Raw genomic sequence first — 13,130 nt, forward strand, 5'->3', positions numbered from 1 at the left:
CAACAACTTACAAGAACACTTAACTATTAATAATACTTGTACTATCAATATATATGTGACAGCAAATCTCATTTTTATAAAGATGACTTACCATATACAAGAAAAGACAATTAGGTGATAATTTGTTTTATAAATAAACAAATAAAGTTCAGATACGTATAGATTAAGGCAGATTAAAAGAAGGGAACGTAAAAGCCCGCACTTTGCAATTTAACAAAGTACGGGCCAAACATATCAATAGACAGAACTGGGCTTACGCCGCTTTACGAAAACGTCTCGCGCCAGCGAATCCCGCCAGGCCAATGGTCATCAATACGATGGTGTAAGGCTCTGGCACGCCTTTGACGACCTTCAGGCTGAAAGTATCCAACCCCGCCACCATGTCGCTTCCCCAATCCCAACCTAAGCCAGGAGACAGTTTCGGCAACACAAAATCGCTGAACATACCGTTGATGTTTTCCGCTTTGATCAGCGTGAATACGTCATTCAGCTCAGGCTTGAAGGTGTCCCAAAGATCGATCTTTAGAATGCCGTCCAGGTCAGCGTCACCGTTGATATTCAGCTTGTAGTCGCCAATCGCATCCCAGTCGCCCAAGGTCAGCTCCAACGTGCCGCCATGCTCCTGCGTATAGTTTCCATCAATATTCAAAGAAGAACCGTTTGCTCCCGTCGCGACGGTTCCTTTATCCGTGTTCTTAACATTACCAGTAATATCTCCAGCGCCCTGAATACGGCCAGCGAATTCAGTCATTAAAGACGAGGCTTCAATTTGAGCGTTGTCTAAATTCATAACGCCAGTAACCGTAATCAGATCACTGGACACAAGGCTCCCGCTATTACTGACGACAACATTACCGCCCAAATCCATAGAGCCTATAGCCCTAATTTCAGTTCCAGCGCCATCTACAGTAAAGCGCCCTCCCGTAGAGATACGGCCGCCCGAACCCGTAGCGCCATTTTGAAAGGTGGTCTCTCCACTAAAACCTCCGAACTCGCCCACACTGAGATCTGAGCCTTTTCCATCCACCAGCGTTTTTCCGGATATATAAGCGCCGGAAGACCCTAGCCCAGCACCGCCTGTAATCTCCAGAACGCCATCAAGGTCCAACTCGCCAGCCAGGCCCATACTAGAGCCTTCCGAAAGGATCAATTTGCCCCCGATATAAGCAGACTGCCCGGTGACGCCTGACTTATTCTTCAGCTCTAACACCCCTTCTCTGGTCCCACCCGATGCAGGAGGATAACCTACGTAAAGCTGCATCCTTGAGCCCATTCCTCTCCCGCCGAAATCAACGCCATCCAACACAAGTCTGCTTTCGGAAGCGGAGGCGCTATCTACCATGATTTCCACCAGGTCTCCGAATTCATCACCGTTCTGATTAAAGGAGCCATTCCTCAGCGTTAACGTAGCGCCTTTGTCGCCGCTGACAGATATTCCTGTCATCGTTTCCAAATTCCGGCCATTCAAATCGATCACGACGTCGTCATTTTTTACTGACACATTATCGACATCAGTATCCTGCGATAAGGATGCAGTATACGAACCGGCAACATCCGTATTGAATGATGCTGTATCTGCAGTGCTCGGCGCTGAGCCTCCCGTCCAGTTTGCTCCATTGTTAAAATCACCGCCGCTGACATTGCTCCAGTCAATCACCGCCGCCTGGGAGACGGAAGCACAGCTTACAAATACTAATGAAGTTAAAATTCCTAGACCTTGAGTAGTCTTCATTGTTACACCCCTTGTGTAATAGTTCGTTTTTAGGCGGAGCCGTTTTAGCAAGGTATGAGCCACAAATATTTTCTGCATTAAATTCAGGTACTTAAAATTATTTCCATAAAATTCGTCACGTTTCATGTAAAATATTTTGACTATATAAATCAACAACTTACAAGAATACTTCCTTATTCAGAAAACTTGTATTTTGCCCCCATGCACAGCGGCTCACACTGAGGCCATGAAACGTTGAGGTTATGAATTGTAAAGTCAGAAACGACAATTAATATCGACAGGAGTTAGCGGGCGAGGTGTGCAGCAAATGATAACAGACTGTCAGGAGCAGGAAGGTAAGTCCCGTACTTTGCGGTATCACAAAGTACGGGCGGAATATCTCAATAAACAGGAATGGGCTTACGCCGCTTTACGAAAACGTCTCGCGCCAGCGAATCCAGCCAGACCGATGGTCATCAACACAATGGTGTAGGGCTCAGGTACGCTTTTCACAACTTTCAGACTGAAAGTCTCCAAGCCTGCAACCATCACGCTACCCCAATCCCAGGCTAAACCAGAAGCCAGACTCGGCAATACGAAGTCGCTGAACATCCCATTGATGTTTTCCGCTTTGATCAGCGTGAATACGTCATTCAGCTCAGGCTTGAAGGTGTCCCAAAGATCGATCTTTAGAATGCCGTCCAGATTTGCGTCGCCAGAAATATTCAGCTTATAGTCGCCAATCGCATCCCAACCGCCCAGAGTCAACGCCAGGGTGCTTGAGCTGTCTTGCGAATAGTTACCAGTAATAGTTAACGCGTCGCCATTCTCGCCCGTCGCCACCGTTCCACGGTTAGTATTGCTTACGTTGCCCTTTATTTCTCCGGAGCCTTCAATCTTGCCGCCTTCTGTTAATACGGCTTCTGCGCTTACTTTCCCGTCATTCAAGGACAGCACGCCACTGGGAAGCGCAGAAATAGCGTAATCTGAACTCAAACTTGCTCCGTGGCTAACAGTAAGCCTGCCATTGACATCCACATTCCCCATGGCGGAGAAGTCAGAGCCTGCGCCGTCAATGGTCATGCGGTTGCCTACAGCTATATTTCCCCCGCTACCGGTTGCGCCGTTCTGATAAGTGATGTCCCCATCCATGTGACCATATTCGCCGACATTGAGGCTGGAGTGTTCTCCATCTACCAGAACTTTTCCCGCCAGACTTGCGCCAGATGAGCTAACGCCGGTGCCTTCAGAAATTTTCAGATTTCCACCACTCTCCATGATCAACTCGTTCGCCAAGCTTAAACCGGAGCCGCCCGAGATTAGTACTTTACCTTTATCTCCGATAAAGGCAGTTTGCCCCAGAGCCTGAGAGCCATTCTTGAGCTCCAGCGTCCCCTCTCCGCCACCAAATCCAGACTGAGACTGGCCAATGTAATATTGCATCCTGCCGTAGATTTCAGGATTACCAAATTCAACGCCATCAAGCACCAAATCGCCTTTTGAGCCAGCTTCGCTGCCTACAAGCACCTTGATCAAATCGCCACTATCGTCAGCTTTCTGATTATACTTGCCGCCACGCAGGGTCAGGCGTCCGCCCTCTGCCCCGCCAACTGAGATTCCAGAGGTGGTTTCCAGATTGTGGCCATTAAGCTCTATAGTAACGTTATCGTTATTCACAGATAGGCTCTGGGCGTCGGCGTCCTCTGTAAATGTAGTGGTATAGGAGCTAGAAGCGCTTGAATCAAACAATGCTTCGTCAGTATTTCCTGGCGCGACCCCACCAGACCAGTTAGCGCCATCGCTATAGTTTCCGCCGCCTACATTGTTCCAGTTAATTACCGCCGCTTGGGATAGAGAAGCGCAGGTAACAAACACTAATGAAGAAAAAATACGCAGACCTTGAGTAGTCTTCACTATTACACCCCTTGTGCCACAGTTTATTTACATAACGAGCCTCTAATTGGCAAGTAGGGGACCAGATATGAAATTAGTTATTAAAATCATAAAGTTATATTGTTAAAATTAGTTAACTCATTGATTTTATGTAAAAATAGCTGACTCAATAAAATCAATGAGTTACAAGAAAACTACCCCAATAACCTTGGCCCCAAAAAAGTCTTATTTCTAAAGAAATAGGTCTAAGGAGCCTCTGAGAAACAACTTCGATATCTGTTTCAAATTAGGTGCATGCAAGCGACCGCCCGTGAATATGAGCTATTCACCAGAGGAATAAAAAGCGCGGTAAACGAATGGGAAAACTCTCCCCCAGCCTTTAACCAGGGGACAATTTCCAGTTCAGGAAGGAGCTGTTTAAGAGTTATTTGCGAAAGCGTCTGACGCCAGCCATTCCAGCCAGACTTAACGTCATCAACACCAATACGTATGGCTCAGGAACAGGCTTGCCTGATGCGTTGGAAACGATTCTTAAGCCAAAGGAGTTCACACCGGAGTAGGAGCGGCGATATCCCCAATCCCAATGCATGCCGAACCCTAAATCGGGCAGCACAAAATCACTGAACATACCGTTTATTTTGTCAGCATTGATCAGAGTGAAGAAATCATGGATGCTTGGTTTAAACTCATCCCACAAATTGATTTGAAGTACCCCATCCAAGTTCGCCACGCCGTCTATATTCAGCTCGTAGCCGCCAAGCGTACTCCAGTCTCCCAAGGTAATTTCCAGCTTGCTTGACTCATCTTGAGTATAATCGCCTTCCACTCGCATAGAGCCGCCAAACTCGCCCGTCGAGACAACGCCACCGCGAGTATTATTAAGGCTGCCCTTAATCTCACCAGACCCACTTAGTTCGCCTCCGTTCAGGTCAAGTGAGGCAGTAGTGATTTTACCTTCTCCCAAGGTGATGCGACTTTCACGGGATAAGTTCAAATTGTCAGCGATCAATTCACCGTGATTTCTAACCTCCAGTTTGCCGACATCGCTTACCCCCTCAGAGGTGAATGAACTCCCAGCGCCATCAATAGTCACATCCCCCAGACTAACGCCCCATCCCTGACCCTTGCCGCCGTTTTGAAATTTCGCCGTACCCAGAGAGCCATTAGGACCCATTTCAAAGGAGGAGCCTTCTCCGTCCACGAGGACTTTTGTATTTGCAACAGATGCGCCCGTCGCAGTCACTCTTGACCCTTCTTTGATGGTGATTCGACCGCCGTTTCCATATAACTCATTCGCCAACGACAGACTTGAGCCGCCAGACAAAGACAGTTCGCCATTCTTGCCAATCATTGCAGACTGACCCACAGCGGATGTGCCATTTTCCAGCCTGAGCGCGCCAGCGCCACTAGTTCCTATCTCATACTGTAAGGAGCCTTGATTCGTAAAGTTGTCGCCAAAGCTGACGTTGTCAAAGACTAACGAGCTATCTGATATATTGTCGTTGCCTACTGCGATTATTTTAGGAGGTCCGCTATCTCCCACCGTCTCATTGAACTTACCATTTTTGATTGTGAGCTGGCTTTTTACGGTGACGCCTCGTTCAGCATCCAGATTGTTTCCATCCAGATCTACTGTGGCCCGCCCCACATCGGCCGACAATTCACCAACGCTCGCATTATCAGAGAGCTCAGCATGGCTGCCGTCCGTTGTAAACTGCGCCGTATCTGTGACGCCGGGCGTCACGCCGCCAGACCAATTTGCGGCATTGTTAAAGTCGCTCCCCTCAGCCCCATTCCACTCGATTAAGGCCGCTTGCGAGGTTGAAGCGCACGCCACAAGTACAATGGAAGAAAATAGTAAGGAATTATTAGAAGTCTTCACTTTTACACCCCCTGTGTGAAAGTTCATAAAAAAAATAGCTCTCGAAAATGAGCCGTTAGCAAACTTGTGTTTGCCTTTATAAATCACAAAATTAATAAAAAGCAACATCCATAATCAAAAAAACCATGTAAAATCAAATGGCTTATAACTTATGCATGAATACTTGCCGGTTTTGTAAATTCTACAAATTGTCCTCCTTTTTAAATACAACATTAAATCTCATAACAATAGTTTCATGACGTATTAACTATTAAATGCATAATACTTGCCCCCTTTTCAAAATCATCAAGGCGACACACTATGATGATTCCAGTTATATCGACTAAATAGAGGCTATCCATGCACTTACCCAAAGGCATCTACCAGCATTACAAAGGACCCCGCTATCAGTTATTGGAGGTGGCGCGGCATTCGGAGACGGAGGAGTGGTTTGTGGTGTATCGCGCGTTGTACGGCGACTATGGCGTGTGGGTGCGGCCGTTAGCGATGTTTAATGAAACCATCGAGAAAGACGGGGTCAAAGTAAAACGTTTCGCCTATGTGGGCCCGGTGGACGCTGACTCAGAGCGCCCGCAGCAGTAGCCATAATCCCGCTACGCCGGTCATAATCAGGGCGATGCGGTTAAACCATTGTTGTGGAATCCAGACCAGAAAACGGCGTCCGGCGTAGGCGCCGAGCAACACCAGCGGAACTGTCGCCAGATAGCTCAGCAGGTAATAATCCTTGAGCACGCCCAGATAGGCGTAGACCGGAACCTTGGTCAGATTGACCGTTAAAAAGAACACCGCCGCCGTACCGATAAAACCGTTCTTATCGATTTTCAGCAGTAAAAAATACAGGGTGAGTATGGGACCGGCGGCATTGCCGATGGTCGTGGCGACACCCGCCATGATCCCCGAGGAATAGCGCACGGCGTTCAGCCGCCGCATCGCCCAGGCGGTGATATAAGGCCTCAGGGGCTCCATCGCCACCAGAATCAGAATCAAGGCGCCGATGACAGGCCCCAGGCTCTCGTTGTCCAGAAAATGCAACGCCAGAGCGCCAAGCCCAATGCCGATAAAGATGGACGGCAGCATCTTGCCCAGCTCACTCCAATGCGCCTGTCGCCAATATAGGCTGACAGCCACCACATCTCCCGCCAGCAGATACAGCAAGGTGATTCCCAGGGCGTCTTTGGGAGGAAACACCAACGCCATGGCGGCGGAAATCAGACCGCCCAACGCCGGTACGCCCGCTTTGACGAAGCCAGTGAATATCGCCACGGCTGCGAGAAAAGCCAATATTGAGGGATCTAGAAGCGTCATAGAAAAGAGACTGTCCGACAGGCTGCGGCAAGCGTCGAATTATTCGCTGAAGTCGAATGGTTTTCCATTGCACTTTCCGCCATGCTGACGTCTGAATGAATTAAGAAGCAGATGTTATCCATATGCGTTGTATTGTCCATTGCAAAGCGCGCCTTTTCCTGTTCGCCGCCATGACGTTCTGCTCTGCGTTGACGCAGGCCGATGGCGATTTTTCTCAACGCCTGTCCACCGCGGCGCTTGAGCGAACCAACCATCAGGTCGTGTATGACGGCCGCTACCGCTCAATTCCCTACCCCAACGGCGACGTGCCTGCGAACACCGGCGTCTGCACTGATGTGGTGATACGCGCCTACCGTCAATTAGGCGTGGATCTGCAAAAAGAAGTGCATGAGGACATGAGTCAGTATTTCTCGCTGTATCCGAAAATCTGGGGACTGCAGAAACCGGACGCCAACATCGATCACCGCCGCGTTCCCAATTTACAGACCTACTTTTCCCGTCACGGCCAATCGCTGCCCGTCACCGACAAGGCGGAGGATTATCAGCCTGGCGATCTGGTGACCTGGATGCTGCCGGGCAATCTGCCTCACATCGGCATCGTCGTGGATAAGAAACACTGGCTCAGCAGCCGCCCGATGATCGTGCACAACATCGGACGCGGTCCCAAACTGGAGGACATGCTGTTCGACTATCCCATCACCGGGCATTATCGCTACGAAACGCCCTGATCCTCCATGGAGAAGGCCAATAACCACCAGGCGGCGTGGGGCAGCCATTGCTCGCTCCAGCGCCAGCTGTGCAGGGGGTCGTCCGTCTCCATCATGGCGACGTCCATTTCATCATGCAGGCTTGAGGTAATGCCGTTACAAACCCCGCCTTTGGAGGCGGGATAGAGTTCGCTGTATTGCGGGTTGTCATGGCCCACGCCCTCTACCATGCAGCAATTGAACGGATTAAGTCCCAATAACCAGTTCTGCAAATTCTGTTCGAATCCACGCAGCTCCGCCCGCAGGCGTTCGGGAACATCATTCTGCCGTCGATACCAGCGGGACGCCGCCGCCAGCGAGCCGAGTCGTGCATTCTCTCCCTGCCACCAATAGCCGGATTCATTGCTGTGAGGGAAGAAAAACTGCGCCCGCGGACGTTGTTTAAGGGGCTTCACCAACTGCCGGGGATAGCCGAAAGGGTTGTCCACATCCCGGCTGATAGAGAGATAAAACTCCAGCCCACGGCGCACAAAGAACTGCAGGGGAATGTCGCTATCCATCACCTCCTGCGCTCTCAGCAAGGCGATGATGGGTAGCCCTTCATCGGAGGCGTGGAAGAAAGGCCGGTCATTGTCTTCCTCCACCCGCCACCAGCCTTCGTAGCCATGACCGCAACTCTGTTTATTGACCAGATTGCGAATGCGCGCCGTGGCGTACTGGCTGTATCGCTCCTGTCCGGTTAGCTGATATAACTCCACCGCCGCCAGCAAGGCGCAATAGTCGTCGATGATGTTTTCCTTGCCGTTATCCAGATAGGCGAGATTGTTTTCCTGCAGATGCGCGAAGGCGCGCTCAGCGATACGCCGGTAGGGTTTGTCATACACGCCAAGCGCCACGCTATACTGCGCCGCAGCGGCCAATGCGGCGATGGCCATGCCGCCGCCCTGACGCAGGCTGGCCTCCCAGCGCTCGCTCTTGTAGCCTTTCTGCGTGGCGTAGTTGCAGATATTGCGCTGCTCGGGGTCTTTGCTCCAGCGGTCAAATACAATCTGATAAAAATATCCCTCGTCCTCGTCGAACATCCGGCATAGAAAGTCCGCGCCATATAACGCCTCTTCCCCCGCCTGAGCCTGAACAGCCTTGGGCAGACGCGGCGCCGCCGACAGCAGGCTCCATACCACCAACGGCGTCTGTTGCGGCGCCATGTAGTTGGCGTAAGAAAGATGACTCAAATATTTGCTGACATCTCCAGAAGCGTCGTACCAGCCGCCGCTGACATCGACGCGCCCGGATTTACGCTGGCCAAAGAACGGTAGGTTGCGGTCATAGTCGTCATATCGCCCCTGACACCGCACCAGCCGGAAATACTCCGTCATCAGCGGCGTCAGACGCTGTCCGATACTCGGGTCTATGTCAAACCAGTGCGAGCGCACGCGACCGCCGTCCGCCTCACAGCCATCCATTTCAAAGCGATAGCGGCCCGCTTCCGTAACCTGACTGAAGTCCAAAACATAACAGTCGCCGGTATGCCAGCCCGCGGCGCGCATAGGATCTCCCAAAGCGAATCTGGCCACGATCTCGCCGTCCTCACAGATCAGTTGCGCCATCGAACCGGTTAATCGCTCCCGGCTTTGGACGATGCACCGTTTGACGGCGTCACAGGAATAACCAAGATGGTTCACGAGCAAGCTGGTCGACATAAAAGCGTTCCGAAAATGAGTTCAATAAAGATGACAACGAATGGCGTGGTTATCCGCCAGCTGGCGCAACGCAGGCATGACTTCCCTGCATTCGGCGAGGGCTTGCGGACAGCGATGGACGAAAGGACAACCTTTGGCGTCCGGCTGACGCATAGGCGCGTCCGTCTGCGCCGGGGCGGTCGAGGGATTGTCCCCCGCGCCGGGAATGGAGTTCAGCAGCAACCGGGTATAGGGGTGCTGCGGATTCTGTGTAATGGCCTCGCTATCGCCCTGCTCCACCAATGAGCCGCCGTAAAGGACAGCGATGTCGTCAGCGAAATAGCGCGCCGAAGCCAGATCATGAGTGATGAACAGAAACGCAATGCCCTGCTCCTGCTTTAGATCCAACAGCAGATTCAGAATGCCGATGCGCACCGACACATCCAGCATGGAAGTGGGTTCGTCCGCCAGAATCACTTCCGGTTTAACCGCCAGCGCTCTGGCGATGGCGACTCGTTGACGCTGACCGCCGCTCAGCTCATGAGGGCGTTTCGCGGCGGTCTCATCGGCGGGATGCAGGCCGACCCGCTCCAGCAAGATGCGGGCTTGTCGGGCGGCGTCGGCCGCGTTGTCGACAACGCCGTTGGCCAGCAGGGGCCGCTCAATCTGATAACCGATAGATAACGCCGGATTAAGAGAGCTGAATGGGTCTTGAAAGATCATCTGCACGCTACGACGATAAGCGGCGGTCTCTTTGGATTTACGCTGCCCCAGACCCGCGCCGCGCCAATAGATATCGCCTGCCGTCGGCTGGTGCAGCCCGCTCAACAGACGCGCGCAGGTGCTCTTGCCGCTGCCCGACTCGCCTACTAACGCCAGGGCCTTGCCCAGCCGCAGAGACAGGCTGACATCACGCAAGGCGCGCAAGACGGATCGGCGCCCCCATGTCCCGGTTTTAAAATCCAGGGACACATTTTCCATACGCAGCAATGCAGATTCTGACGTCATGAGACCTCCGCGGTTTGCGTCGTCGCTACGAGCGGACGGGAAACTCTGGCGCAAGCGACAACGCGTCCTTCCGTTAAAGAGGCCAACGCTTGCGTCTGGGTGAGACAGGTCGACTCCGCCTTCTCGCAACGGGGCGCAAAAGCGCAACCCGCGATCGATTCCGTCAGACGCGGCGGCGCGCCGGGGATGCCCTGCAGGCGTCTGCGAGGGCCGCACAATGACGGAAAGGAGCGCAGCAGCGCTTGCGTATAAGGATGCGCCGGTTGCTCTCCGACCTGCCGCGCCGTTCCTGCTTCCACCAGTCGACCGGCGTACATGACCCCGATGCGGTCGCAAAACTCCAGCATCAATCCCAGATCGTGGGAGATAAACAGCACAGAGAAGCCAAACTCCCGCTGCAATGCGGAAATCTTGCCAATAATGTCGCGCTGCACCACCACATCCAACGCCGTGGTCGGCTCATCCATGATAATCAGCCGGGGCCGCAACGCCAGCGCCATGGCGATGCAGATACGCTGCCGCATGCCGCCGCTGAATTGATGGGGATAATCGTCCAGTCTGCCGGGATCAATGCCCACCAGGGCAAACAGCTCCCTGGTTCGGGAGCGCGCCTGATCCTCATTCACACGCTGGTGGGCGCGAATGGCGTCGCAGACCTGTTCCGACACCCGAATCACCGGATTCAAGGCGTTCATGGCGCTCTGCAGAACAACGCTGGTCTGCGCCCAGCGAAACGCCCGCAGCCGTTTTGCGTCCATGCGCAACACGTCCTCCCCCTCGAACAGCACTTCACCATCAGAGACGAAGCCCGGCATGCGAATCAATCTGGCGATAGCGAAAGCAGTGGTGCTCTTGCCGCAACCGGATTCCCCCGCCAGACCGAATACTTCCCCCGCACGGATATCGAAGCTGATATCGTCCACAGCGCGGGCGACGCCGGCGTCCGTCAGGTAATCCACACACAGATTGCGAATGCTCAGTAAAACGTCAGTCATTGACAGGCAATCCCTTCTTGCGCAGGTAGGCGATGACCGCTTTTTCCCCGCGCCGCTTGCGCAGCAGCGGGTTGGCGATTTCATCCACCGTGAAGTTGATCAATACCAGCGCCGCGCCGGTAAGCATGATGGCGAAGCAGGCGGGCAGAATTTCCCACCAGGCGCCGACTTGCAGCGCCGAATTCTGCTGCCCCCAAAACAGAATGGTTCCCCAGGTCACCGCGCTGGGATCGCCCAGACCGATGAACTCCAGACCCGCCTCCGCCAGAATGGCGTAGATAGTGGTCAGCACAAAGCCGCTCACCACCAGAGACAGCATGTTCGGCAGGATATGCGCCGCCAGAATACGCCACCAGGGCTCATTCAGCAGTTGGGCGGCTAGGATGAAGTCTTTATGACGGATTTGCAGGGTCTGCGCCCGGATAATGCGGGCGGTCCAGCCCCAGCCGGTGGCGGCCAGCACCAGTCCGATCACCATGGGACTGGCGCTGTCGACAAAGCTGGCGATCACGATAATCAGCGGCAGCGCGGGAATCACCAGCGCCACATTAACGATGAAGCTGATGACGTCATCCAGACGGCCGCCAAAATAACCCGCGCACATGCCCACGAATACGCCGATCAGCGTCGCCAGCGCCCCGGCCAGCAACCCCACTGTCAAACTGGCTTGAGCGCCATACAGCAATTGCGCAAAGACGTCCTTGCCCATGCGCGTAGTTCCCAGCCAATGGTCGCCGTCCGGCGGCAAGTGCGGCATGGCGCTCATGCGATCCGGGGGAAACTCCGTCAACCAGGGCGCGCCCAAAGCCGCCACCGTCAACAACAGTAGAATCAGCAGACCCGCGACGCCGCGCTTATCCGCCAGAAACACCCTTAGAGGCGCCGGCGCCCGATGAAGCAGCCCATCCGTTTGTAGGTTGTCCAGGCCCAGTTCGACCTGTAGATCATGCAGTTTCACGCTAATTCGCTCCTGTCGCGCAACCGGGGGTCCAGCAGCAGATTCAGCAGATCCGCAATCAGGTTCGCCAACAACACGGTGAATGTCAGCAGCAACAGCTGTCCCTGAATGAAGGCGTAATCTCTTTTCTCAATCGCCGCGAGGGTGAACTTGCCCAGTCCGGGATAGTTGAACACCACCTCCGTGATCAACGCCCCTCCCAGCACAAAGCCGAAGGTCAGGGCCAGTGACGTGATCTGCGGCAGCATGGCGTTGCGGGCGGCGTAGCGGAACAGAATACGGCGACCGCTGAGCCCTTTGGCCCGCGCCAGGGTGATGTAATCTTCGTTGAGCAGATTGATCATGGTGTTGCGCATGCTCAGGTGCCACCCGCCAATGGCGATGATCACCAAAGACGCCAGCGGCAGCACACTGTGATACAGGACACTGCCCATGAAGGCCATATTCCATCCCGGCTCCAGATCAATGTTGTAGGCCCGTCCCAAGGGAAACCATTCCAGTTGCAGGGCGAAACCGTATAACAGGAGCAACGCCACCACCGCCGGGGTGAAGGCGTTGAGCATGACATTCACTGGCGTAAACAGCGTGTCGAAGAAGGAGCCGCGCCGCCAGGCCGCCAGCATTCCAAATAAAATGCCCACGACAAAGCTCAGCAGCGTAGCAACGCCCACCAGAAACAAGGTCCAGCCAGCGGCGTATAACAGCATCTCTGAAGCAGGCTGCGGAAAGTTAACCGTGGAAACGCCCAGATCGCCATGCAATAGCCGGATAACATAGGCGACAAACTGATCCCACAGACTGCCGTCAAACCCATAGGCGGCGCGCATGGCGTCCAGGCTTTGCTGCGACATACGTCCGCGCAGGCTGACAAACAGCGTCGCCGCCGGATCGCCCGGCATCAGACGGGGAATAAAAAAGTTGAGGGTCAACGCCACCGCAAAGGCGGCGCAGTAAAACCCAAGACGGCGCAGAATAAAGCGCATCAGCACATC

Annotated in this window: 11 protein-coding genes; 2 read left to right on the top strand and 9 right to left on the bottom strand. The window is 53.5% G+C overall.

Annotation, left to right across the window (positions count from 1 at the left end):
* Window positions 1-253: 253 nt before the first annotated feature.
* From KP814_RS09755 to KP814_RS09765, 3 genes are all read right to left on the bottom strand, one after another.
* Window positions 254-1,858: a PEP-CTERM sorting domain-containing protein gene (locus KP814_RS09755; protein ID WP_253938285.1), complete on the bottom strand. Its 1,605-nt coding sequence runs from the start codon at window positions 1,856-1,858 to the stop codon at window positions 254-256.
* A gap of 273 nt (window positions 1,859-2,131) precedes the next feature.
* On the bottom strand, window positions 2,132-3,625 hold the full coding sequence (locus tag KP814_RS09760) for a PEP-CTERM sorting domain-containing protein (protein ID WP_216736599.1): 1,494 nt from the start codon (window positions 3,623-3,625) through the stop codon (window positions 2,132-2,134).
* Between the two features lie 403 nt (window positions 3,626-4,028).
* Window positions 4,029-5,594 carry a PEP-CTERM sorting domain-containing protein gene (locus KP814_RS09765; protein ID WP_216736600.1) on the bottom strand — a complete coding sequence of 522 codons (1,566 nt, stop codon included), beginning with the start codon at window positions 5,592-5,594 and terminating at the stop codon, window positions 4,029-4,031.
* A gap of 231 nt (window positions 5,595-5,825) precedes the next feature.
* Between KP814_RS09765 and KP814_RS09770 the strand changes: the two genes are divergently transcribed.
* On the top strand, window positions 5,826-6,068 hold the full coding sequence (locus tag KP814_RS09770; RefSeq protein ID WP_216736601.1) for a DUF1653 domain-containing protein: 243 nt from the start codon (window positions 5,826-5,828) through the stop codon (window positions 6,066-6,068).
* Here the strand turns inward: KP814_RS09770 and KP814_RS09775 are convergent.
* The gene (locus KP814_RS09775) at window positions 6,048-6,791 is read right to left on the bottom strand and encodes a sulfite exporter TauE/SafE family protein (RefSeq protein WP_216736602.1); all 744 of its coding nucleotides are present in this window, start codon (window positions 6,789-6,791) and stop codon (window positions 6,048-6,050) included. The two genes, KP814_RS09770 and KP814_RS09775, sit on opposite strands and share 21 nt — an antisense overlap.
* Before the next feature lie 122 nt (window positions 6,792-6,913).
* Between KP814_RS09775 and KP814_RS09780 the strand changes: the two genes are divergently transcribed.
* A complete protein-coding gene (locus KP814_RS09780; RefSeq protein ID WP_253938286.1) occupies window positions 6,914-7,519 on the top strand; it encodes a DUF1287 domain-containing protein in 606 nt (201 codons plus the stop codon).
* On the opposite strand, the gene KP814_RS09785 is transcribed toward KP814_RS09780, so the two are convergent.
* The 5 genes from KP814_RS09785 to KP814_RS09805 are packed head-to-tail and all read right to left on the bottom strand — an operon-like array spanning window position 7,504 to window position 13,121.
* Window positions 7,504-9,198: a glycoside hydrolase family 9 protein gene (locus KP814_RS09785; protein WP_216736603.1), complete on the bottom strand. Its 1,695-nt coding sequence runs from the start codon at window positions 9,196-9,198 to the stop codon at window positions 7,504-7,506. The genes KP814_RS09780 and KP814_RS09785 overlap by 16 nt on opposite strands.
* Window positions 9,199-9,219: 21 nt before the next feature.
* Window positions 9,220-10,185: an ABC transporter ATP-binding protein gene (locus tag KP814_RS09790; protein ID WP_216736604.1), complete on the bottom strand. Its 966-nt coding sequence runs from the start codon at window positions 10,183-10,185 to the stop codon at window positions 9,220-9,222.
* Complete coding sequence (locus KP814_RS09795) at window positions 10,182-11,180, bottom strand: ABC transporter ATP-binding protein (protein WP_216736605.1); 999 nt, start codon at window positions 11,178-11,180, stop codon at window positions 10,182-10,184. Before KP814_RS09795 ends, KP814_RS09790 begins: the two co-directional genes overlap by 4 nt.
* The gene (locus KP814_RS09800; protein WP_216736606.1) at window positions 11,173-12,138 is read right to left on the bottom strand and encodes an ABC transporter permease; all 966 of its coding nucleotides are present in this window, start codon (window positions 12,136-12,138) and stop codon (window positions 11,173-11,175) included. The genes KP814_RS09795 and KP814_RS09800 overlap by 8 nt, the downstream gene beginning before the upstream one ends.
* Window positions 12,135-13,121 carry an ABC transporter permease gene (locus tag KP814_RS09805; protein ID WP_216736607.1) on the bottom strand — a complete coding sequence of 329 codons (987 nt, stop codon included), beginning with the start codon at window positions 13,119-13,121 and terminating at the stop codon, window positions 12,135-12,137. Before KP814_RS09805 ends, KP814_RS09800 begins: the two co-directional genes overlap by 4 nt.
* Between the last annotated feature and the right edge of the window lie 9 nt (window positions 13,122-13,130).

The sequence above is a fragment of the Hahella sp. HN01 genome, from assembly GCF_018986435.1.
Taxonomy (GTDB): Bacteria; Pseudomonadota; Gammaproteobacteria; order Pseudomonadales; family Oleiphilaceae; genus Hahella.

Excerpts from the sequence above, each read along its gene's own strand:
- KP814_RS09755 (WP_253938285.1), bottom strand. The coding sequence starts at position 1,858 with ATGAAACGTGACGAATTTTATGGAAATAATTTTAAGTACCTGAATTTA.
- KP814_RS09765 (WP_216736600.1), bottom strand. The coding sequence starts at position 5,594 with ATGTTGCTTTTTATTAATTTTGTGATTTATAAAGGCAAACACAAGTTT.
- KP814_RS09770 (WP_216736601.1), top strand. The coding sequence starts at position 5,826 with ATGCACTTACCCAAAGGCATCTACCAGCATTACAAAGGACCCCGCTAT.
- KP814_RS09775 (WP_216736602.1), bottom strand. The coding sequence starts at position 6,791 with ATGACGCTTCTAGATCCCTCAATATTGGCTTTTCTCGCAGCCGTGGCG.
- KP814_RS09780 (WP_253938286.1), top strand. The coding sequence starts at position 6,914 with ATGCGTTGTATTGTCCATTGCAAAGCGCGCCTTTTCCTGTTCGCCGCC.
- KP814_RS09785 (WP_216736603.1), bottom strand. The coding sequence starts at position 9,198 with ATGTCGACCAGCTTGCTCGTGAACCATCTTGGTTATTCCTGTGACGCC.
- KP814_RS09790 (WP_216736604.1), bottom strand. The coding sequence starts at position 10,185 with ATGACGTCAGAATCTGCATTGCTGCGTATGGAAAATGTGTCCCTGGAT.
- KP814_RS09795 (WP_216736605.1), bottom strand. The coding sequence starts at position 11,180 with ATGACTGACGTTTTACTGAGCATTCGCAATCTGTGTGTGGATTACCTG.
- KP814_RS09805 (WP_216736607.1), bottom strand. The coding sequence starts at position 13,121 with ATGCGCTTTATTCTGCGCCGTCTTGGGTTTTACTGCGCCGCCTTTGCG.